General features: G+C 70.7%; 17 protein-coding genes. 10 read left to right on the forward strand and 7 right to left on the reverse strand.

Going from position 1 to position 22,479, the window contains the following annotated elements; genetic code table 11:
• Position 1: 1 nt before the first annotated feature.
• Positions 2-1,255, reverse strand: a complete 1,254-nt coding sequence (locus AC0HS0_RS09405; protein ID WP_472963469.1) for a sugar ABC transporter substrate-binding protein — start codon at positions 1,253-1,255, stop codon at positions 2-4.
• A 250-nt stretch (positions 1,256-1,505) separates the two neighbouring features.
• Here AC0HS0_RS09405 and AC0HS0_RS09410 point away from each other — a divergent pair, with 250 nt between their 5' ends.
• From AC0HS0_RS09410 to AC0HS0_RS09430, 5 genes are all read left to right on the forward strand, one after another.
• Positions 1,506-2,549, forward strand: coding sequence for a LacI family DNA-binding transcriptional regulator (locus AC0HS0_RS09410; protein WP_472963471.1), 1,044 nt, complete (start codon positions 1,506-1,508; stop codon positions 2,547-2,549).
• 164 nt (positions 2,550-2,713) lie between these two features.
• Positions 2,714-3,328 (forward strand): antibiotic biosynthesis monooxygenase, encoded by a 615-nt coding sequence (locus AC0HS0_RS09415; protein WP_472963473.1) that lies wholly within the window; start codon positions 2,714-2,716, stop codon positions 3,326-3,328.
• A gap of 170 nt (positions 3,329-3,498) precedes the next feature.
• Positions 3,499-4,323 carry a DUF4097 family beta strand repeat-containing protein gene (locus tag AC0HS0_RS09420; protein ID WP_472963474.1) on the forward strand — a complete coding sequence of 275 codons (825 nt, stop codon included), beginning with the start codon at positions 3,499-3,501 and terminating at the stop codon, positions 4,321-4,323.
• A complete protein-coding gene (locus AC0HS0_RS09425; RefSeq protein ID WP_472963476.1) occupies positions 4,320-4,952 on the forward strand; it encodes a PadR family transcriptional regulator in 633 nt (210 codons plus the stop codon). Before AC0HS0_RS09420 ends, AC0HS0_RS09425 begins: the two co-directional genes overlap by 4 nt.
• Positions 4,953-5,200: 248 nt before the next feature.
• Entirely contained in the window at positions 5,201-7,375 is a 2,175-nt protein-coding gene (locus AC0HS0_RS09430; RefSeq protein ID WP_472963557.1) for an APC family permease, read from the forward strand.
• A gap of 275 nt (positions 7,376-7,650) precedes the next feature.
• Here AC0HS0_RS09430 and AC0HS0_RS09435 read toward each other — a convergent pair whose 3' ends face one another.
• Positions 7,651-8,367, reverse strand: coding sequence for an MBL fold metallo-hydrolase (locus tag AC0HS0_RS09435; protein ID WP_472963478.1), 717 nt, complete (start codon positions 8,365-8,367; stop codon positions 7,651-7,653).
• An 87-nt stretch (positions 8,368-8,454) separates the two neighbouring features.
• On the opposite strand from AC0HS0_RS09435, the gene AC0HS0_RS09440 reads away from it, so the two are divergent.
• On the forward strand, positions 8,455-9,231 hold the full coding sequence (locus tag AC0HS0_RS09440) for a MerR family transcriptional regulator (protein WP_472963480.1): 777 nt from the start codon (positions 8,455-8,457) through the stop codon (positions 9,229-9,231).
• Positions 9,232-9,259: 28 nt separating this feature from the next.
• Here the strand turns inward: AC0HS0_RS09440 and yczE are convergent, their stop codons facing one another.
• Positions 9,260-10,168, reverse strand: coding sequence for a membrane protein YczE (gene yczE / locus AC0HS0_RS09445; RefSeq protein ID WP_472963481.1), 909 nt, complete (start codon positions 10,166-10,168; stop codon positions 9,260-9,262).
• Positions 10,169-10,231: 63 nt separating this feature from the next.
• Between yczE and yczR the strand changes: the two genes are divergently transcribed.
• Positions 10,232-11,713 (forward strand): MocR-like transcription factor YczR, encoded by a 1,482-nt coding sequence (gene yczR / locus AC0HS0_RS09450; RefSeq protein ID WP_472963483.1) that lies wholly within the window; start codon positions 10,232-10,234, stop codon positions 11,711-11,713.
• Here the strand turns inward: yczR and AC0HS0_RS09455 are convergent.
• Positions 11,677-12,609 (reverse strand): SDR family oxidoreductase, encoded by a 933-nt coding sequence (locus AC0HS0_RS09455; protein WP_472963486.1) that lies wholly within the window; start codon positions 12,607-12,609, stop codon positions 11,677-11,679. The genes yczR and AC0HS0_RS09455 overlap by 37 nt on opposite strands.
• Positions 12,610-12,699: 90 nt before the next feature.
• On the opposite strand from AC0HS0_RS09455, the gene AC0HS0_RS09460 reads away from it, so the two are divergent.
• The 3 genes from AC0HS0_RS09460 (at position 12,700) to AC0HS0_RS09470 (ending at position 17,876) form a co-directional block, all read left to right on the forward strand.
• Complete coding sequence (locus tag AC0HS0_RS09460) at positions 12,700-13,371, forward strand: TetR/AcrR family transcriptional regulator (protein WP_472963489.1); 672 nt, start codon at positions 12,700-12,702, stop codon at positions 13,369-13,371.
• A gap of 86 nt (positions 13,372-13,457) precedes the next feature.
• Positions 13,458-16,805 carry an efflux RND transporter permease subunit gene (locus AC0HS0_RS09465; RefSeq protein ID WP_472963491.1) on the forward strand — a complete coding sequence of 1,116 codons (3,348 nt, stop codon included), beginning with the start codon at positions 13,458-13,460 and terminating at the stop codon, positions 16,803-16,805.
• Between the two features lie 156 nt (positions 16,806-16,961).
• The gene (locus AC0HS0_RS09470) at positions 16,962-17,876 is read left to right on the forward strand and encodes an arginase family protein (RefSeq protein WP_472963493.1); all 915 of its coding nucleotides are present in this window, start codon (positions 16,962-16,964) and stop codon (positions 17,874-17,876) included.
• A 112-nt stretch (positions 17,877-17,988) separates the two neighbouring features.
• Here the strand turns inward: AC0HS0_RS09470 and hutI are convergent, their stop codons facing one another.
• The 3 genes from hutI to hutH are packed head-to-tail and all read right to left on the reverse strand — an operon-like array spanning position 17,989 to position 22,448.
• Positions 17,989-19,149, reverse strand: coding sequence for an imidazolonepropionase (gene hutI / locus AC0HS0_RS09475; RefSeq protein ID WP_472963495.1), 1,161 nt, complete (start codon positions 19,147-19,149; stop codon positions 17,989-17,991).
• Positions 19,149-20,834 carry a urocanate hydratase gene (gene hutU, locus AC0HS0_RS09480; protein ID WP_472963496.1) on the reverse strand — a complete coding sequence of 562 codons (1,686 nt, stop codon included), beginning with the start codon at positions 20,832-20,834 and terminating at the stop codon, positions 19,149-19,151. Before hutU ends, hutI begins: the two co-directional genes overlap by 1 nt.
• A 24-nt stretch (positions 20,835-20,858) precedes the next feature.
• The gene (gene hutH, locus AC0HS0_RS09485) at positions 20,859-22,448 is read right to left on the reverse strand and encodes a histidine ammonia-lyase (RefSeq protein WP_472963498.1); all 1,590 of its coding nucleotides are present in this window, start codon (positions 22,446-22,448) and stop codon (positions 20,859-20,861) included.
• Positions 22,449-22,479: the final 31 nt, after the last annotated feature.

Raw genomic sequence — 22,479 nt, forward strand, 5'->3', positions numbered from 1 at the left:
CTTACTTCAGCAGCGCTTCGAGGTTCTTCTGCGTGGCGTCGAGGATCGTCTTGGGATCGCTCGTCGCCAGCGTCTCGAGCTTGCTGTTGAGGTCGGTCACGACGTCGGCGGAACCCTTGGCGGTCGGGACGCCCTTGGCGTAGTCCGCGGCGGACAGGAACGGGACGAGGTCGGGGTTGGCCGACTTCCACTCCGACGCGGCCGACTTGATCGACGGCATCGGACCGAAGGCCTTGGAGAAGGCGAGCTGGTCGTCCTTGCTGGTCAGCTTCTCGACGAGCTTGAGCGCGGCGGCCTGGTTCGGGCTGTCGGCGGCGATGCCCCAGCAGTTGGTGAACTGGAGGGTGCCCGCGCCGGCCGGGCCGGTCGGCAGTTCGGCGACCTGGTACTTGATGCTCGGGTAGTCCGACTTCATGGCGCCGGTGATCCAGTTGCCCTCGATTGTCATCGCGGCCAGGCCCTTGCCGAACGCCTCACCGCCCCAGCCCGCGCCGAGGTCCTTGGCGTACTTGAGGTCGCCCGCGGTGAGCATCTGCTTGACGAAGTCGAGCGCCTTGACGTTCGCGTCGCTGTTCGCGGTCGCCTTGGTGCTGTCGTCGTTCATGAGGTTGCCGCCCGCCTGAACCATGAAGGACCCGACGCGGGCGTACTCGCCCGAGATGCCGAGACCCACGTGGCCGTTCGCGGTCAGCTTCTTGGAGACGGCCTCCAGCTGGTCCCAGGTCTTGGGGATGTCGCTGTCGGTCAGGCCGGCCGCGCTCCACATGTCCTTGTTGATGATGAGCTGCAGGGTGGAGAAGTCCTTCGGCGCGCAGTAGAACTTGCCGTCGTACGTGAACGACTTGACGAGGCTGGGGTAGAAGTCGCCCTTGTTGGAGAGCTGGTCGCCGTACGCGAGCAGCGAGCCGTTGGAGGCGTAGCCGGCGAGAGCGTCGGTCGAGAGGTAGAACACGTCGGCCGGCTTCTTCGCCGCGAACCCCTGCGAGAGCTGCTGGTTCAGATCGCTGGCCGCCACCACGCTGGCCTTGGTGCCCGAGCTGTTCGACCAGTCGCTCACGGCGGACTTGACGGCGGCGGTCTCGGCGTCGCCGGACGAGCCGATCATGACCGTCAGCGCCTTGTTCGAGGATGTGAGCTTTCCGGTGTCGCTGCTTCCGCTGCCTCCGCTGAAGCCGGAGCCGCAGGCGGTGAGGGCGAGGGCGGCTGCGGCGGCGACGGCGCCGCCCGCGAGCCAGCGGGATGTGATTCTGCGCATGTGTTTCTCTCCTTGGTGTGAGTGTGCCCGAAGAGACGGGCCCACGCGGTCGGGGCGTGGAGGTCGCTCGTTTGAACGATCAAATTCGTCGATGCTACAGTGCACTTTGAACGATCAAACGGGAACGTTGTCACCATACGCACGGCCTTCGGGAGGTGTCAAGCGCGGCAGCGGACGAGCACGACGGCACGGCTGTAGGGTCTGAGACAGCGTTCTCAGGGCAGCGGGAGCGCGTCGGGGAGGGAGCAGCATGGGCGCACTGCCGACGGTCAGCGACGTCGCCGATGTCGCCGGTGTCTCGCGCCAGACCGTCTCCAATGTGCTGAACACCCCGGAGATCGTGCGACCGGAGACCCGTGAGCGCGTCGAGGCCGCCATCCGCTCGCTCGGCTACCGTCCACACGCCTCCGCCCGCCGCCTGCGCACGCAGAAGAGCTCGACCATCGGGATCCGGCTCGACCCGCTGACCCAGGACGGCATCTCGGGCAGCGTGCTCGATCGGTTCCTGCACGCCCTCACCGAGCAGGCCGACCGCAAGGGCCTCCGGGTGCTGCTGTTCACGGCTGCCGGCCCGGAGGACGAGATCGAGCAGTTCCGCCGGCTCTCGGAGGGCGCGGATGTCGACGCATTCGTACTGACCTCCACGTTCCACGGCGACCCGAGGACCGAGTGGCTCATCGAGCACGGCCAGCCGTTTGTGACCTTCGGCCGGCCCTGGGGCATCGACGACATGACCGACCCGCTGCACCTGTGGGTGGACGTGGACGGGCGCGCAGGCCTCCGTGACGCGACGCGGCACTTCCTCGACCTCGGGCTGACGCGCATCGGCTACCTGGGCTGGCCCGAGGGATCGGGCACCGGTGACGACCGCCGGGCCGGCTGGCTGGAGGCGATGACGGCGGCACGCGCGGTCGACGAGGCGACTCTCGTGGCGCTCGAGGAGACGGCGCAGGACGGCGTCACCTTCGGCGCGGCCGCGATGCGCCGGCTGGCCGACCGAGTGGAGGTCGAGGCTGTCGTGTGCGCCTCCGACTCGCTCGCGCTCGGCGCGCTCACCGCGACCGGCGGCCGGGTTCCCGTGATCGGGTACGACGACACCCCGGTCGCCGCCTCCCTCGGCTTCTCGAGCGTGCGGCAGCCGCTCGACGCCGTCGCCGCCGGCGTGCTGGACCTCCTGACCGGTGCGCACGGCGGCCGCGTCCGGCCCGAAGCGGGCGTCGACGACCCGCGCCACCGGCTGGTCGCACCACACCTGGTCGTGCGCGAGGGCGGCTCGCTGATCGGCCCCCGCTGACGGGTGTCGCCCGGGCACCGCGTCGCGAACGGAGGATATCCAACCCCGATCCTCGCCGATCTCCTCCGTTGGCCGCTTTCAGGCCGCCCTCGACGCCGGATCTCCTCCGTTTACTCCTCCCACCGCGAAACGCCCGCGTAACCCGCACCGGCGACAATGGAGGCATGACTCCACAAGAGCCGCACCTCACTGAGCCGACCCGCTCCGGGCCACAAGCACACACCCCGAGCCAGGCGCACCGCATCCCCGTCACCGTCTCCATCACCCGCCGCGTCGATCCCGGCCGCCTCGCGGAGGTGACCCACTGGGTGCAGGACGGCGTCAACCTCGCGAACACCTACGAAGGCTTCCTCGGTTCCGGATGGGTGCGGGCGCGAGCCGATTCCCGCGAGTGGCACATGCTGTACCGCTTCGCGGACGAGTCGTCGCTCGACGCGTGGGAGGCCTCCGACGCCCGCGCCGAGTGGCTCTACGAGGGCCGCGAGCTCGTGGAGGTGTCGCGCGTGGAGCGCCGCACCGGCATCGAGGGCTGGTTCGACGAGCCGCAGCCCGGTGTCCCGGCCGCTCCACCGCGCTGGAAGCAGGCGGTGACCATATGGCTGGGGTTCTTCCCGCTGTCGCTCGCTTTCACCTACATCACCTTCTATCTCGTGCCCGGCTGGCACCAGCTCTGGCCCCTGGCGACCGTGCTCATCACCACGCTCTGCCTGACGCCGACGATGACCTACTTCCTCCTCCCGTTCGTGACCCGCCTCCTTCACCCCTGGCTGCGCCGCTGAGCACGGCGGGTCGGGGATGTCCCTGAGCCGACCCTGAGATTCGGGCGAAGCGCTTGCGCTCCTCCAACTCGCGATATATCGTGAATACGTCAACATCGCGATATATCGCGAGTCACCGAGGGCTCCGCCGGAGCCTCACTGCACGAAACGACGCAAGGAGCGCGAGAACCATGGCACAAGAGAAGTGGCTGATCCAGCCGGGCGAGAGCCGCACGATCGACGTGGAGCTCGTCCGCTCCCTCAAGGTCGGGCTGCTCGGCGGCCAGGTCGACATCATCGGGCACGACGAACCGGGCGCGCGGGTGGAGGTCCACTCGGTCTCCGGCCGCGACCTCAAGGTCTCGGTCGACGGCGACCGCCTCGAGATCGACCACCCGCAGTTGCGATGGGACAACTTCATCGAGGTCTTCAAGTCGATGAAGTCGAGCGCCCGCGCCGACGTCAGCGTGCTGGTGCCGCGTGACGTCGCTCTCAAGTTCGGGGTCGTCTCCGCTGGCGCCCTGATCTCCGGGCTGAAGACCGACGCGCGCCTCAGCACCGTCTCCGGCGACATCGTCATCGACGGACTGGTCGGTGACCTCGAGCTCAACTCGGTCAGTGGGGAGCTGTCCGCGCGCGGCCACACCGGCCGCATCAGCGCGCACACGGTCTCCGGCGACATCACGGCCACCGGATCCATCCCGCGGTTCAGCGCCGACGGCGTCTCCGCCGACATCATGGTCGACATCTCGGGCACTCCCGACGAGATCCAGGTGAACACCGTCTCGGGCGACACGACCATCCGCATCCCGGAGGCTCTCGGCGCCCGGTACCGCGCCAACACGGTCTCGGGCCGCGTGCAGCTCGACAACGTCATGGTCGTCGGCTCCGCGGGCAAGGGCTACACCGCCACCACCGGCAGCCTCGACGGCTACTGGGTCGACATCTCGGTCAACTCGGTTTCTGGCGCTGTGTCGGTGCTCCGCTCCATCAGCGAGAAGGAGGCGTCGGCGTGACCCCCGCGGTCTTCGCGCACGGCAGCCTCCGCCTCTACCTGTTGAGCCTTCTCGCGGAGGAGCCGCGCCACGGCTACGAGCTGATCCAGGCGCTCAGCGACCGCTTCGGCGGCACCTATGTGCCCAGCGCCGGCACGATCTACCCGCGGCTGGCCAAGCTGGAGGAGGAGGGGCTCGTCACCAAGACGACCGACGGCCGCAAGACGGTCTACTCCATCACCGAAGCCGGCCGCGCCGAGCTCGCGGCGCGCGAGCACGAGCTCGACGCGATCGAGGACGAGGTCACCGACTCCGTGCGCCGGCTGGCCGACGAGGTGCGCGCCGGCGTGAACGACGCGATGCGCACACTGCGCGCCGAGCTGGCGTCGGCCGCTCGGGAGGCCAAGCGCGACGCGACGCGGGTCGACCCGCGACAGGAGGCTCGTGATGCGACTCGCGACGCCCGTGCGGCGGCCAACGCAGCAGCTCGGGAGGCCGAGGTCGCGATCAACGACTTCCGACAGCAGCTGCGCACCGACCTGCGTTCCCAGGCCGCTCGCGGCGCACTCCCGGCGAACGTGGTGCCGCTCCTCAAGGAGGAGCTCACGCGCGTGCGGCGGACGATCGCAGAGGCGATCGGCCGGGGTTAACTCGCCGGTGAGACCGGGTTTCCGAACGAACGCCAGAAAGTCTCAGGCCATGCTCATCTCACTCCCAGTGAGGCCGATGACGACCCGCCTCCCGCGAGATTCCGCGGCAACGGGCCCCTCTCGGGGAGCGGATCAAGTGTTGCCAGAATCACATCCTGGTGACGACGCAACGCGCCGACTTGACAGTGTTTTGGCAGCGAGTATTCTCGACCCTCGTGACAAATGAGGGGAGATCCCCGAAGCGGTGGTTGATCGGCGACCCGCTTCCGAGCGAGAAACTCGAAGGACAGCTACTCCCGAAGCACCTCGCGCTACCGATCTTCGCCTCCGACGCACTCTCCAGCGTCGCCTACGCTCCGCAGGAACTCCTGATGATCCTGCTGCTCGGCGGCCTGGCGTTCCTCTCGTTCGCCCCGTGGGTGGCCGCGGCGGTCGTCATCCTGCTCATCACCGTGGTGCTGAGCTACCGGCAGCTGGTCAAGGCCTACCCGTCCGGCGGCGGCGACTACGAGGTGGCGCACAAGAACCTCGGTGAGAAGGCCGGACTGGTCGTCGCCTCCGCCCTGCTGGTCGACTACGTGCTGACGGTGGCGGTGTCGGTCGCCTCCGGAGTCGACAACATCATCTCCGCTCTGCCGTTCCTCTCCCCCTGGCGCGTCGAGCTCGCGGTGATCTGCGTGATCGTCCTCGCGGCGGTCAACCTGCGCGGTGTGCGCGAGTCGAGCAAGGCGTTCGCCCTCCCGACCTACATCTTCATCGGCAGCATCTTCGTGATGATCGCCACCGCGCTCGTCCGTACGGCGCTCGGCAACCCGCCGGTCGCCGAGTCGGCGGCGTACTCGGTGCACGCCGCGAACATCGCGCAGGCGGGCGTGGTGCTGCTTCTGCTTCGCGCGTTCTCCAGCGGCTGTTCCGCGCTGACCGGTGTGGAGGCCGTGGCCAACGGGGTGCCGGCGTTCCGCACCCCCAAGATCCGCAACGCCCGCACCACGCTCGGCCTGATGGGCGGCATCGCGATCGTGCTCTTCGCCGGCCTGACCGCCACGGCGCTGATCAGCGGCGTGCACTACGCCGAGAACCCGTGCGACCTCCAGGGCTGGGCGCAGTGCGCGACCTCCCCGCAGCGCTCGCTCATCGCGCAGATCGCGGCGGCGACGTTCGGCAACAACACGATCTTCTTCTTCATCGTGCAGGCGGCGACCGCGGTCGTGCTGCTCCTCGCCGCGAACACCGCGTTCAACGGCTTCCCCCTTCTCGGGTCGGTGCTCGCGCGCGACTCCTACGCGCCGAAGGCCCTCAACACCCGCGGCGACCGCCTCGTCTACTCCAACGGCATGATCCTGCTGGCGCTGGCCGCGACGATCCTGCTGCTCGTCTACCAGGCGAACCTCACGCAGCTGATCCAGCTGTACATCATCGGCGTCTTCGTATCGTTCACCCTCGGCCAGTCCGGCATGGTGAAGCACTGGATCACGCTGCTGCGGGGAAGCGGAAAGGACGGCGCTGCGACCATCGGCTCGCGCGAGCGCAGCAGCATCGTGCGCTCGCTCTGCATCAACGCCTTCGGCGCGACGCTGACGTTCATCGTTCTGATCGTCGTCACGATCACGAAGTTCACCCACGGCGCGTACCTCGTGTTCATCTTCATGCCGATCCTCTGGTTCCTCATGCTCGGCGTGAACCGCTACTACCGCGACGTCGAGAAGGAGATCGAGGTCGACCCGACCACGACCTTCGGCAGCGTCGGCGACCACGCCGTCGTGCTGATCGGCAAGATGCAGAAGCCCGCCCTCAAGGCGCTCGACTATGCGATCGCCGCCCGGCACGACTCGATCGAGGCGGTGCACGTCTCCATCGACGAGGAGGCGACCCAGAAGCTTCAGCGCCAGTGGATCGAGCAGAACATCCACGTGCCGCTCACGATCATCGAGTCGCCGTACCGCGAGTTCGGCGTGCCGCTCATCAAGTACCTCAAGCACCGCCGCGAGGAGCACGGCTCCGAGGTCGTGACGGTCTACCTCCCGCAGTACATCGTCGGCCACTGGTGGGAGTCGCTCCTGCACAACCACCGTGCACGCCGGCTGAGCAAGCAGCTCATGCTGTGCCACGGCGTCACGGTCGCGCTCGTGCCATGGCTGCTCGACTCGTCGTCGCTGATCTACGGCCGACGGTCGCGCCCGCTTCCGGGCCAGGACCGACGCGGCGAGCCCACCCGACCGATCGCCCGCCGCCCGCTCGCCCCGGCCTCGGCCGCGCGTGCGCGCATCCACATCCACTCGACCCCGATCACGCTGGGCGAGCCGGAGGGTGTCCAGCGCGAGTTCGCCGCGCCGGGGGAGCTGGCTGTGCCGCCGGTGGGCGGGGCTGAGTCGGCGGCGTCCGCCACGGAGCCGCAGAAGGAGCCGGCGAAGGCGAAGCGTTAGCTGTACTGCTCAGGGAGTGTGATCGTCCCGCCCGAATGCCCTGCGGGTGGTGTCGGTAACTCCGGAGGTCGCGTGTGCCACGCCGAAGAACGCTCCGTAACTCCGGACATCCGGCGGAGGTCGCTGCAGTCCTCCGGATCTGCAGACGTGGTGCGAGCGCTCCGCCGGTGTCCGTAGCTCCGGAGTTTTTTGGTCGCGGCCACGACGATCTCCGGATTTACCGTACTCTCGGCGGCACATCGTCCGGGTCACCGGATGTGCCGACGGGACCGGCTCTACAGCCGCACCGCCGGCCCGTGCCCGGGCAGCACCCAGCGTGCCTCGCACAGACTGAGGCGTTGCGCGCTCGCCTGCGCGCCATCGGCGTCGTGGTGGAAGAACGACGGCAGTTGCTGCAGCTCGCCGTTCTCGGCGAGGAGGGCGTGTCCGGTCACGAGCGCATCGCCCGTGATCAGGGCCTCGGCCTCCGGTTCGAAGAAGCAGGCGTGCCCGGTCGTGTGGCCGGGCGTCGGCACGACCTCCAGCCGGTGCCCGGTCGACAGCTCGAGCACGTCGGCCGTGATCGCCTGCGCCGACGGGATTCCGACGTCGCCCAGGCCGCCGGCCCGGATGGCAGCGACCGCCCAGGGGATGGTGCCGCGCTTCAGGGCGACAGGCAGCAGCTCGCCGACGGTCACCTGCTCGGTGATCTCGCGGCGGACGTTCGGCAGCTCGCTCGCCGTCGTGAGCACCTCCACGCCGTAGCGCTCGCTCCACGCCCGGGCGGCGCCGAGGTGGTCGGAGTGGCCGTGCGTCACGATGATGCGGGCGAGCGCGGAGAGGTCGAGCCCGACCGCCCGGATCGACTCCTCGACCAGGAGGCGGTCGGCCGGGTAGCCGCAGTCGACCAGTTCGACGCTCCCGTTGCCGTGGAACACCGTCCAGTTGGAGGCCGGCCCTTCGACGAAGAGGATGCCGGGGGCCACGGGGGTCAGGGAACGGATCGAACGCACACGGTAGACAGTACCGTCTGGACTTGACCTTGACGTAACGTCAACCTTTAACGTGGTTCGCACAGCCCACGTGAGAGGGGAACGGACATGGTGGAGGTCGTCGCCGACTGGAGCATCCAGGACATCGCGCGCATCGCCGGCACCACGAGCAGGACACTGCGTCACTACGACGATCTCGGCCTGCTCGTGCCCAGCCGCGTCGGCGCGAACGGCTATCGCCACTACGACCGCGACTCCCTCGTGCGGTTGCAGCGCATTCTGCTGCTGCGCGACCTCGGCCTCGGCCTCCCGGCCATCGCCCGAGTGCTCGACGACCGGCAGGATGCGGTGCCCGCCCTGCGCGACCACCTCAGCTGGTTGCGCAGCGAGCGGCAACGGCTGGCGCGGCAGATCGCGTCGGTCGAAGCGACGATCCACGCAGTGGAGGAAGGAGAGGAGATCGTGGCGGAAGAGATGTTCGACGGGTTCGACCACACCCAGTACAAGGAGGAGGTCGAGCAGCGCTGGGGGAAGGACGCCTATGCGGCTTCCGACCGCTGGTGGCGCAGTATGACCGCGGACGAGCGCGCCGACTGGCAGCAGCGGCAGAAGCAGCTGGCCGCCGACTGGACGGGCGCCGCGGCGCGCGGGGTCGACCCGGCCTCCGAGGAGGCGCAGGAGTTGGCGCAGCGGCACTGGCAGTGGCTGGCCGACATCCCGGGCACGCCGGGTCACGGCCGAGGTGGGCCGCCGGCCGCCTACCTGACGGGCCTCGGCGACATGTACGTCGCCGACCCGCGCTTCGCCGCCAACTACGGCGGCGTCGAGGGCGCCGCTTTCGTGCGCGACGCCCTGCACGCCTACGCTGCGGCCCACCTCGCGTAGTCTCCCGCGAGCCCTCGGCGCGGCGCGGCTACGCGCGGCGCGGGTGCGTGCGTCGGGCGCGACCCGTGAGGCGGTCGTCGAGCCAGTGCGCGGCGACGAGTCGCGACGGGCGCGGAGTGCGCGGTTCGGTGGGCGCACGGTCGGGCTGCGGACCACGGACCAGCGGGGAGGCCGCCCGGTCGACGGCGCGCGAGCGCGTCGACGCGTCGGACTCGAGCAGGATGCCGTCTCGCACGTCGAAACGGACGGCATCCTGCTCTCCCGCACCCTCTCCACGGAGGCCGGGGCCTTGCTCCGCCGTGCCTTCGAGTTCGCCCTCCAGCTCGGCGTCCGCGGGCGCGGGCTGCGGGAGCCGGATGGCGAAGAACGGGAGGGTGAGACTGCAGAGCGGGCCGACCAGCAGCGCGAACGCGAGCGTTCCGATGCCGACGTCGCCGCCGAGGAACCAGCCGATGATCAGCACCGTGATCTCGATGGCCGTGCGCACCGCCCAGATCGGCCGGCCGGTGCGGGCGTGGAGGCCGGTCATCAGGCCGTCGCGTGGCCCCGGCCCGAGCTTCGGCCCGATGTAGAGCCCGGTCGCGATCGCCAGCAGCACCAGACCCGACGCGAAGAGCAGCACCTGCGCCCAGAGCTGGGTCTGCTGCGGGATGAGCCAGAGCCCGAGCTGCGCGCTCGGCCCGACCAGGAGCACGTTCAGCACGGTTCCGAGGCCCGGCTTCTGGCGCAGCGGGATCCAGAAGGCCAGCACCACAAGGCCGACGACGTTCGTCACGAGCCCGAACGGGATGCCGGTCTTGAACGAGACCCCCTGTGCCAGCACGTCCCACGGCGACACGCCGATCCCGGCGCGGACCATCAGCGCGATCGCGATGCCGTACAGGAACAGGCCGACCAGCAGCTGGCCGACGCGGCGGACGAGGAGGAACCGGGACATAGTGACAATCCAATCGCTCGATTGGCCTTACAACAAGATGCCAATTCGGATAAAGTGGCCCGCATGTCCGACGCGCACCTGACCGCCCGCTCCCTCGAATCGCTCCTGGGCGACTGGCGTGGTGCAGCGCCCGGCTACCAGTCGCTGGCCGACCGGGTGCGTCTGCTCGTGCTCGACGGCCGCATCCCGATCGGCACCCGTCTCCCGGCCGAGCGCGATCTCGCGTCGCGGCTCGACCTCAGCCGCACCACCGTCAGTGCCGCCTATCGACAGCTGCGGGAGGGCGGCTTCGTCGTCAGCGTGCGCGGCTCCGGGAGCGTCGCGCGTCTCCCCGGGCCGACGCTCGCGCTGCCGCTCGCCGGCGGCGAGGGGATGCTCGACTTCACGAAGGCCGCGCTGCCCGCCGCCTCGTCCCTGCCGGCCGCCGCACGCGCCGCCGCCGAAGAGCTCCCGCACTTCCTGCCCGACTCGGGCTACGACCCCGTCGGGCTGCCGCACCTGCGCCAGGCGATCGCCGACCGGTACGCCGAGCGCGGCCTTCCGACCTCGCCGGACCAGGTGCTGGTCACGGTCGGCGCGCAGCAGGCGATCGCGCTCATCGCGCGCACCTTCCTGTCGCGCGGCGACCGCGCACTCGTCGAGATGCCCACCTATCCGCACGCGACGGAGGCCCTCAAGCTCGCCGGGGCGCGGCTCCTCCCGATCACCGTGACCCCGCCCGTCGACGCGCCGCACGCGCTCGGGGCCGAGGCCGGCGACGGCTGGGACGCCGACGCCGCCGAGCAGGCGATCCGGCGCTCGAGCCCCGCCCTCGCCTACCTGATCCCGGACTTCCACAACCCGACCGGCGCCTCCATGTCGCCCGCCACCCGGGAGCGCCTGCTCGCCGCCGCGGCCGCCCACGGGACCATCGTGGTCGGCGACGAGACCACGGCCGAGCTCGACATCGACCGCGTCGGCGAATACCTCCCGCTGCCGGCGTATGCCCATCGCAACGCTGGCGACCCGCCGGTGCTGCTCATCGGATCGGCCAGTAAGAGCCTTTGGGGCGGACTCCGGATCGGCTGGATCCGTGCGGAGCGTCCGCTGATCCAGCGGTTGATCGCCGCCAAGCCGTCCACCGACCTCGGCACCCCGATGATCGAGCAGCTGGTCGTGGCGCGGATGCTCCCGCAGACGCGCGAGATCATGGAGGAGCGCCGCGTGCAGCTCGCCGCGGGACGCGAGACCGTTCGACGCTTTGCGGCGCAGGTCTTCCCGGAGTGGCGCATCCCGAGCCTCCACGGCGGCCTCGCCGCGTGGATCGGCATCGGCGCGCCGGTCAGCTCGGCGCTCGCCCTCGCGGCGCGCAATCACGGACTCCTCATCGCCGCCGGGCCGCGTTTCGGGCTCGACGGTGCGTTCGAGCGGTTCCTGCGCATCCCGATCACGTACTCCGAAGACGAGACGCAGCGGGCGTTCGTCGCTCTCGAGCGCGCGTGGGCGCTCGCGTCGGCGGAGCCCGCCCCCTACTTCGAGGCCGCTGCTCTGCCCAACGTGGTCTGATCGTCCACGCCCGTCAGCTCCGCGGCGACCGCCCACAGCGAGGCCGGGAGGTCACGCCCGCGGGCGCTGCGCGGCAGGCGCGCACGGTGAGTCGGTCCGACCAGGGCCATTCGCGACGGGCCGTAGTACGCGCCCTGCTCGGCGGCCGGGTCGGCCGCGGCGAACAGTAGCGGCTCCGCTCCCTGCTCGACGCCCTGCGACGGCAGGAGGGTGCGGCTCGCCGGTTGAAGCTGCTTCTCGCGCCCGAGGTTGCGCCCGGCGGTCTGGAGGTTGGTGCGCGTGTAGCCCGGGTGCGCCGCGGTGCTGAGCAGGCCCCAGCCGTTCGCCCGCGAGAGCTCCGCGAGGTGCAGCATCATGAGGAGGTCGGCGAGCTTGGACTGCGCGTAGGCTCGCGCCGCGCTGTACCGGCCCCGGAACTGCAGGTCGCGGAAGTGGATCGACCCGAAGTCGGCCGTGCCGCTCGACATTGTCGCGACGCGCGGCGCTGCCGACTCGAGAAGGCGGGGGAGCAGCAGGTTGGTGAGCAGGAACGGGCCGAGGAAGTTGCTCTGGAACTGGAGCTCGTAGCCGTCGACGGTCTCGTTGCGCGTGGGCGGGATCATCACGCCGGCGTTGTTCACGAGCGTGTCGATCGGCTCTGCGTCGGCGAGCATCCCGTCGGCGAAGGCGCGCACGGTCGCCAGGTCGGCGAGGTCGATCCTGCGCAGCCGGAGGTCGGCGCCCGGAACGCGGGTCAGGATCTCCGCCCGTGCGGTTTCGCCCTTGTCGAGCGAGCGGACGGCCATCGTGACCGTCGCGCCTGCCGCGGCGAGCCGGGCCGTGGCCTCCTTGCCCGTGCCGCTGTTGGCGCCGGTGACGACGATGTGATGTCCGGTCTGGTCGGGAACGGTGTACACGGTGTCCTCCGCAGGTCGTGAAATAATGAACCGATGGTCTGTTAGGGATCACGGTAATAGACCGACGGTCTGTTAGCAAGAGGGAGGGACATGTCCCAGGCGACGTTCAGCAGGGCACGCAGCGAGGAGCAGCGCGCGCAGCGCAGGGAGGACATCCTCGCCGCCGCCGCGGAGCTGCTGGCCGATACCCGTGTCGCCGACCTCAGCCTCAACGAGCTCGCGCGGCGGGTCGGCCTCGCGAAGTCGAACGTGCTCCGGTACTTCGAGTCGCGGGAGGCCGTGCTGCTGGAGCTCTACGGTCGCGAATTCGCCGCCTGGCTCGATGCGCTCGAAGCACGGCTCGCCGCGACCGCCGCGCGGACTCCTGAGGCGCTCGCCGCCGAGGTCGCGGACACCACGGCCGAGCGGCCGGTGTTCGCCGAGCTGTGCGCCGCTGCCCCCGGCATCCTCGAGCACAACATCTCCGGGCCCGTCGCCCGCGACTACAAGCGAGCGCTGCTGGCCCACGTCGCACGGCTCGGCGCCCTGGCCTCCCCGTGGATCGGCGACGAGCCCGCGGACGTGCTCGTCTTCGTCGGCACCGTCACGCTCGGGATCGGCGGCATCTGGTCGACCTGCCGGCTCTCGCCGGGGATGGCGGAGGCCTACCGTCTCGACCCCGAGCTCGCACGCTTCCGGGTGGACTTCCGCGAGAGCCTGGAGGCGCTGCTGGTCACCGTGATCCGCGGGATCCTGGCGGGCCGAAGTGGTACCACGGCATGAGGAATTTGCACAGCCTGCAATGAGAGACTTCTGCAGCGCCATCGCCGCCGTCTGACCTGCACCCACTTCCGCCGAGGGGATCCTCCGTGCACTATCTCGCCGTCCTCAGCATGAGGAACCGTGCTCTGATCGCACTCGTCACGATCGTCGCTGCGATCTTCGGCGGCATCGCGCTCACCAACCTCAAGCAAGAGCTCATCCCGTCGATCTCCTTCCCGCAGCTCGTCGTGCTGTCCTCCTACCCGGGCGCCTCGCCCGAGGTGGTCAACAACGACGTGAGCACCCCGGTGGAGGCCGCCATCCAGGGCGTGCCCGACCTCGACTCCACGTCGGCGGTCAGCAGCACGAACCAGTCGATCATCACCGCGAAGTTCACGTACGGCACCGACCTGGCGACGGCGGAGCAGAAGATCGACCAAGCCATCAACCGGATCAAGTCGACACTGCCCTCCGGCGTCGAGCCGCAGGTGCTCTCCGGCTCGATCGACGATCTCCCGGTCATCCAGCTGGCGGTCACCGGCGACACGGACCAGCGCACGCTCGGCGACGACATCACCAAGCTCGCGCTGCCCGACATCAAGAACGTGACGGGCGTCAACGACGCCCAGCTCGTCGGCGAGGTGGGCCAGCGCATCACGATCACGCCCGACCCGGCGAAGCTGGCCGCGGCAGGACTGAGCAGCTCGGCGATCAAGAGCGCCCTGCAGCAGAACGGCGTGCTGTTGCCGGGCGGTTCGCTGACCGAAGACGGCAAGACGCTCACGATCCAGTCAGGGTCGCAGCTGACCTCCGTGGCCGGCATCTCGGCCCTGCCGCTCGTGGCGACGCCGTCGTCGACGGGGGCTGGAGCGGCGGGATCGGCGGGCGCGGGCGGCGTGGGCGCGGCCCAGCAGAGCGCCACGACCCAGCAGGCGGCGGCGCAGAAGCCCGGGGCCTCCACCCCCGTCACGGTCGGCGACGTCGCCACCGTCGCTCAGACCGACGACCCGGTGACCTCCCTCTCGCGCGTCGACGGCAAGCCTGCGCTCACCATCGCGGTCACCAAGCTGCCGTCGGCGAACACCGTTGAGGTCTCGCACAAAGTCTCTGCTCTCATCCCGGACCTCGAGTCCAAGCTCGGCGATGGCGCCAAGATCACCGTCGTGTTCGATCAGGCGCCGTTCATCACGCAGTCGATCAACTCGCTCGCCGAGGAGGGCCTCCTCGGTCTCGCGATGGCGGTCATCGTCATCCTGGTGTTCCTGCTCTCGGTGCGCTCGACGCTCGTCACCGTGATCTCCATCCCGACCAGCGTGCTCATCACCTTCATCGTGATGTGGGCCAGCGGCTACACCCTGAACATCATCACGCTCGGCGCGCTCACGATCGCGATCGGACGCGTCGTCGACGACTCCATCGTGGTGATCGAGAACATCAAGCGGCAACTCGTGCCCGGAGCGGACAGAGCCGTCACGATCGTGCGTGCCGTGCGCGAGGTCGCCGGCGCGATCACGGCCTCCACCATCACGACAGTCGCGGTGTTCCTGCCGCTGGCGTTCGTGAGCGATGTCACGGGTGAGCTCTTCCGCCCGTTCGCGCTCACCGTCACCATCGCGCTGCTCTCGTCGCTGCTCGTCGCGCTGACGATCGTTCCCGTGCTCGCCTACTGGTTCCTGCGGGCGCCCAAGGCGCACAAGCACGAGGGCGGCGAGAACGACGACGCGGCCGCCCACCTCTCGGTGGCCGACGCGATCGCATCGGGCCACGACGAGCTCGAGCACCCGTCGCTGCTGCAGCGCGGATACCTGCCGATCATCCACTGGACCCTCAAGCACTCGGGGGTCACCATCATCGCCGCGGCGATCGTGCTGGTACTGACCGTCCTGTCGCTCCCGCTCCTGAAGACGAACTTCCTCGGCTCCAGCGGCCAGAACTCGCTGACCGTCACGCAGTCACTGGAGCCGGGCGCCAGCCTCCAGGCTCAGGACGACGCGGCGAAGAAGGTCGAGCAGAAGCTGCTCGACACCACGGGCGTCAAGACGGTCCAGGTGTCGATCGGCTCCAGCGGCTCGTCGCTGCGCGACGCGTTCACCGGCGGAAGCGGCGCGACGACCTTCTCGATCACGACCGACCCGAACGCCGACCAGGACGCGCTGCAGAAGACGATCCAGAACGAACTCGACGGAATCACAGACGCGGGCGACATCCAGGTGTCGGCCTCGAGCGGCTTCGGAGGCTCGAGCGACATCGAGGTCGACATCACAGCGAGCAGCAACGCCGACCTCCAGAAGGCCACCGACTCGGTCGTGGCCGAGCTGAAGAAGCAGAAGTCGCTCAGCCAGGTCACCGACAACCTGAGCGCATCGCTGCCCTACGTGGCCGTGACCGTCGACCGCACGAAGGCGGCCCAGGCCGGCCTCAGCGAGGTCGCCGTCGGCACGATCGTCTCGCAGACGATGCAGCCGACCCAGATCGGCTCGGTCGCGATCGACAACTCGACGCTCAAGATCTACCTGCAGAGCGACAACCCGCCGACCACGGTCGCCGGGCTCTCCGATCTGCCGATCCCGACCGCGGCCGGCGTCGTGCCGCTCAGCTCCCTGGCGACCGTCGCCGAGGCGAAGGGGCCGTCGACCGTCACCACCCAGCGCGGCCTGCGCACCTCCACGGTGACCGCGACGCCGGGCGACAACCTGACCGCCGCCAATCAGGAGGTCACCAAGGCGCTCGACGCGGCCGATCTGCCTGCAGGTGCCACGGCGAAGATCGGCGGTGTCTCGTCGAGCCAGTCGACCGCGTTCGGGCAGCTGGGGATCGCATTCCTGGCAGCGATCCTGATCGTCTACATCATCATGGTGGCGACCTTCCGATCGCTGCGTCAGCCGCTTCTCCTGCTGGTGTCCGTGCCGTTCGCGGCCACCGGAGCGATCCTCCTTCAGCTCGCCTCGGGGATTCCGCTCGGCATCGCCTCGCTCATCGGCGTGCTGATGCTGATCGGCATCGTCGTGACGAATGCGATCGTTCTCATCGATCTGGTCAACCAGTACCGCGCCAGAGGTCTCTCAGTGGCCGACGCGGTCGCCCACGGCGCCTCCCGTCGTCTGCGGCCCATCCTGATGACCGCGCTGGCGACGATCGCCGCCCTCACGCCGATGGCGATCGGCCTGACCGGCCACGGCGGCTTCATCTCGCAGCCGCTCGCGATCGTGGTGATCGGCGGTCTGCTCTCGTCGACGGTGCTGACACTCGTCGTGCTGCCGACGCTCTACAACCTGGTGGAGGGCGCCCGCGAACGGCGGATGGCCCGTCGCGCGGCCAAGGGCGGAGACGGCGCTGGTGGGTCCGGTGGCGACGGTGGCTCCGGCCCGGAGGGGTCGGGCCCGCGTGACGCGGGCGATGCGGACTCTCCCAAGCCTCCCGTTTTCACCCAGCCCGCGGGCGGCCAGCAGCTCTGAGTCGCTCGAGGGGCACGTGAACGCCCTCATTCCGCGCGGATGGGGGCGTTTACGTGCCCCTCGCTCGTGTCGGGCGGCCGGGTGTGTCTGGGATGGCAGACACGGGAGCCGGGACTTGGCGGTCCAGTCGGCGGGGGCGTTGCTAGCGTCGCCGGTATGAGCCTCTCCTCCGGTGCCCTCTCCATCGATCCGCTCTGGCCGCGAGCCGGCTCGTGGCCGTCGCTCGCGTCGCTGCCCCCGGGCGAGGCTGTCGATATGACGCTGGTCGGGCTCCCGACCTGGCGCACCTCCCTCTCGCCGACGGGCGCGCACGCGACGCCGGCGGCCGTGCGCGACGCCCTGCGACGCTATTCACTGCACGTGCCGGGCCTGGAGGTCGAGGCACTGAGCTTCGCCGACGCAGGCGACGTCGCGGAGCCGGACGGCGCCGACGGCGAGCAGCGAGCCATCGCAGCCGTTCGGGCGGCGGCGGAACGTTCGCGTGTGACCGTCGCCGTGGGTGGCGACAACTCCCTGACCGTGCCCGCTGCGCTCGGAGCGTGGGCCGAGCGGCTCCCGACCGCCGGACTGATCACCCTCGACGCGCACCACGACCTGCGCGACGGTGTCTCCAACGGCTCGCCGGTGCGCCGGCTCGTAGAGGCAGGGCTCGACGGGCGGCGGATCGTGCAGATCGGCATCGCCGACTTCGCGAACTCGGCAGCCTATAGCGCGCGGGCCGAGGAGCTCGGCATCACCGTCGTGCCGCGCGACGCCCTGCACGGCCGGCCGCTCGACGACGTGATGGCCGAGGCCCTGGAGGTCGCCGGGGCTGCGGGAGGCCCCGTGCACGTCGACCTCGACGTCGACGTCTGCGACCGATCGGTCGCGCCCGGCTGCCCGGCCTCCGTGCCTGGCGGTCTCGCCGCGTGGGAGCTGCGCCGCTTCGCCCGTCTCGCGGGCGCGTCCCCGCTGGTGCGCTCGATCGACATCGCGGAGGTCGACGCCACCGCCGACGCCGACGACCAGCGCACCGTGCGCCTCGCGGCGCTCCTCGTCCTCGAGGCCGCCGCCGGCCTCGCCTCCCGCTAGCCTCACGAGGCGGCGCATTCTCCACCGCCTCGCGTGCTCGCTCCCCATTTCGCGCCGTCTCGCGGCGCGCCCTGCGGCGCCGCCCGCGGGGCGGTCCGCGGCGCGGTCCGCGTCAGGCGACGCGGGTGCGGGCGACGAGGGGGACGCCGGGGCGGTAGGCGAGGTGCACGTACGACGGGGCGTCGAGAACGGCGTAGTCGGCGCGTGCGCCGGGGCGCAGGTGGCCGACGTCGTCGCGGCGCAGTGCCTCCGCGCCGCCGAGGGTGGCGGCTCGCAGGGCCTCCAGCACCGTCATGCCCATGTCACGCACCGCGACGGCGATGCAGAACGGCATCGACGACGTGAACGACGAGCCGGGGTTGCAGTCGCTCGCGAGCGCTACGCGCACGCCGGCGTCGATGAGGCGGCGGGCGTCGGGATAGGGGTGGCGGGTCGAGAACTCGACCCCGGGCAGAAGCGTGGCAACGGTTCGGGAGGCCGCCAGCAGGTCGACGTCGGCATCGGTCAGGTACGTTCCGTGGTCGACGCTGGCGGCGTCCAGCTCGACGGCGAGGGCGACGCCGTCGCCGGGCCCGAGCTGGCTGGCGTGCACGCGCACGCCGAGCCCGCGTTCGGCTCCGGCGGTGAGGATGCGGCGCGACTGCTCCACGGTGAAGGCGCCGGTCTCGCAGAACGCGTCGATCCATCGCGCGTGCGGGGCGCACGCGTCGAGCATGGCGCCGGTGACGAGGTCCACGTAGGCGTCGGGGCGGTCTGCGTACTCCGCCGGGACGACGTGCGCCCCGAGGAACGTCGTCTCGGGCGTGACCTCCCGGGCCAGGCGCACGATCCGCTCCTCGTCGTGCACGGTCAGCCCGTACCCGCTCTTGATCTCGAAGGTGGTCGTGCCTTGCGCGCGAAGCTCGGCGACGAAGCGTTCCAGTCGGGCACGCAGTTCGTCGTCCGACGCCTCCCGCGTGGCCGCCACCGTGCTGCGTATGCCGCCGGCGGAATACGCTCGACCGGCCATCCGGGCCTCGAACTCCGCCGACCGGTCCCCGCCGAACACGAGGTGCGTGTGACTGTCGACGAAGCCCGGGATCACCGTGGCACCCGCGGCGTCCACGATCTCGTCGGCGTCCGAGCGCGGCGCCGCCGAGGCGGGACCGGTCCACTCGACCCGCCCGTCGACCTCGAGCAGCGCGCCGTCGCGCACGACGCCGTTCGGCCCCTCGTGCGACGGGTCGAAGGTGACGAGCTCGCCGATCCCGGTCAGCAGCGTCGCGCGCGACATCAGACGGAGGCCTCCGCCGTCGTCGCCATCGGGCTGGGATTCATCGGGATGCGCAACCCGCGCTCCCGAGCGACCTCCGCCGCGTGCTCGTACCCCGCGTCGACGTGCCGCATCACACCGGTGCCGGGGTCGTTGGTCAGCACGCGCTCGATCTTCTCAGCGGCCAGCGCGGTGCCGTCGGCGACCACCACCTGGCCGGCATGGATGCTGCGGCCGATGCCGACCCCGCCGCCGTGGTGAAGCGACACCCAGGTCGCTCCGGAGGCGGTGTTGAGCAGCGCGTTGAGCAGCGGCCAGTCGGCGATCGCGTCCGAGCCGTCCCTCATCGCCTCGGTCTCGCGGTACGGTGAGGCCACCGAGCCCGAGTCGAGGTGGTCGCGGCCGATCACGATCGGGGCGGAGAGTTCGCCGGCGGTGACCATCTCGTTGAACTTCAGGCCGGCGAGATGCCGCTCCTTGTAGCCGAGCCAGCAGATGCGGGCGGGGAGGCCCTCGAAGTGCACCTTCTCGCCGGCCTGGGTGATCCAGCGGCGCAGCTTGTGGTCGTCGGGGAACAACTCGAGGATGGCGCGGTCGGTCGCGGCGATGTCGGCCGGGTCGCCCGAGAGCGCGGCCCAGCGGAACGGGCCGCGGCCCTCTTCGAACTGGGGCCGGATGTAGGCGGGCACGAAGCCGGGGAACGCGAATGCCCGGTCGTAGCCGCCGAGCTGCGCCTCGGTGCGGATGGAGTTGCCGTAGTCGAAGACCTCGGCGCCCGCGTCGAGGAACCCGACCATGGCCTCCACCTGCTTGGCCATCGACAGTCGCGCGGCGATGGTGAACGCCTCGGGGTCGGCGGCGGCGCGGTCGTGCCACTCCTCGACGGTGACGTCTTCGGGGAGGTAGCTGAGCGGGTCGTGGGCGCTGGTCTGGTCGGTCACGATGTCGATCGGCGCGCCCCGGCGCAGCAGCTCGGGGAAGACCGTGGCGGCGTTGCCGACCAGTCCGACCGAGAGCGCGCGGCGCTCGTCCTTCGCGGCGGTCACGCGGGCGATCGCGTCGTCGAGGTCGTCGGCGAGCTCGTCGAGGTAGCCGTGGTCGACGCGGCGCTGGAGGCGCGTGCGGTCGACGTCGACGATCAGCACCGCGCCGCCGTTGAGCGTGACGGCGAGTGGCTGCGCGCCCCCCATTCCGCCGCAGCCGCCGGTGAGGGTGAGCGTGCCGGCGAGCGACCCGGCGTACCGTTTGTCCGCGATCGCGGCGAAGGTCTCGTAGGTGCCCTGCAGGATGCCCTGCGAGCCGATGTAGATCCAGGAGCCGGCGGTCATCTGGCCGTACATGGTCAGTCCGAGCGCCTCCAGCCGGCGGAACTCCGGCCACGTCGCCCAGTCGCCGACGAGGTTGGAGTTGGCGATGAGCACGCGTGGCGCCCACTCGTGCGTGCGGAACACCCCGACCGGCTTGCCCGACTGGACGAGCAATGTCTCGTCGGCCTCCAGGTCGCGGAGGGTGGCGACGATCGCGTCGAAGGCCTCCCAGCTGCGCGCAGCGCGGCCGGTGCCGCCGTAGACGACCAGGTCGTCCGGACGCTCGGCGACCTCCGGGTCGAGGTTGTTCATCAGCATGCGCAGCGGTGCCTCGGTCTGCCAGCTCTTCGCGCTCAGCTCGGTGCCGCGCGGGGCCCGCACCGGTCGTGATCCCTGCATCGTGATGGTCCTTTCGTCGGCGGTTCAGTGGAGGGGGGTGACGGTGGAGGCGGCGGTGCGCGCGGCTCCGGAGGCGACGAAAGCGACGGCGGCCTCGATCTCGGGGGAGAGGTGGCGGTCGGGGCCGGGCCCGGGCACGGTGGCGCGCAGTGCTGCGGTCACCGCGCCGGTGGCCGGGCCCTGCTGCAGCGGTGCGCGCAGCTCGGCGCCGCGCGCGGCCGTCATCAACTCGATCGCGAGCACGCGGCCCAGGCCGTCGATGGCTCGGCGCAACTTGCGCGCGGCCGACCAGCCCATCGAGACGTGGTCCTCCTGCATGGCCGACGACGGGATGCTGTCGGCGGAGGCCGGCGCGGCGAGCCGCTTGAGCTCCGACACGATGCCCGCGGCGGTGTACTGGGCGATCATCAGCCCGGAGTCGACGCCGACCTCGTGGGCGAGGAAGGGTGGGAGGCCCTGGTTGCGCGCCTTGTCGAGGAACCGGTCGGTGCGACGCTCCGACATGCTCGCGACGTCGGCGACGACGATCGCGAGGAAGTCGAGCACGTACGCCACAGGCGCGCCGTGGAAGTTGCCGTTCGACTCGACGCGGCCGTCGGGCGTGAGCACCGGGTTGTCGATGGCCGACGCGAGCTCCCGCTCGGCGACGGTGGTCGCGTGGGCGACGGTGTCGCGCGCGCCGCCGTGCACCTGGGGCGCGCAGCGCAGCGAGTAGGCGTCTTGCACGCGGGTGCACTCCGGTCCCTTGTGGCTCGCGACGAGCGGGGAGTCCGCGAGCAGGGCGCGGAGGTTCGCGGCCGACACCGCCTGGCCGGCCTGGGGCCGCAACTGCTGGAGGTCGGCGGCGAAGACCGCGTCGGTGCCGAGCAGGGCCTCCACGCTCATCGCCGCGGTGATGTCGGCGGTGGCGAGCAGGGTGCCGAGGTCGCTCAGCGCGAGGGCGAGCATCCCGAGCATGCCGTCGGTGCCGTTGATGAGGGCGAGCCCCTCCTTCTCGGCCAGCACGACCGGCTCGATGCCTGCTTCGGCGAGTGCGTCGGCGGCCTCCACGAGGCGCCCGTCGACCCGCACCTGGCCCTCGCCCATGGCGGCGAGCGCGCAGTGCGCGAGCGGGGCGAGGTCGCCCGAGCAGCCGAGCGAGCCGTACTCCCGCACGATCGGGGTGATGTCCGCGTTGAGCAGCGCGGCGTACGTCTCGACCGTGCGCCGCTGCGCGCCGGTGCGGCCGGTCGCCAGCGTGGCCAGTCGCAGCAGCATGAGTGCGCGCACGACCTCCCGCTCGACCTCCGGCCCGGACCCGGCCGCGTGCGAGCGCACCAGAGAGGCCTGCAACTGCGCGCGGCGCTCCTCGGGGATGAACGTGGTCGCGAGCGCGCCGAAGCCTGTGGAGATCCCGTAGTGCGGCTCGACGTCGTCGGCGAGCGCCTCGATGATCGCGCGGGAGGCCTCGACGGCCTCAAGAGCACCGGCGTCGAGGTGCACGGGAGCGTCGTGGCGGGCGACGGCGACGACCTCGGCGATGGTGAGGGGGCGCGCACCGACGGTGACGGGCGCGGTGTCGCCGTCGGTAGGTCGGGTGGTTGCGGGGGTGGAACCGGTGGTGAGGGCGGACATGCTCCGATCATGCGCCGATGCGCCGTCTCTG

Source organism: Leifsonia sp. PARNA 1/14, assembly GCF_055720965.1.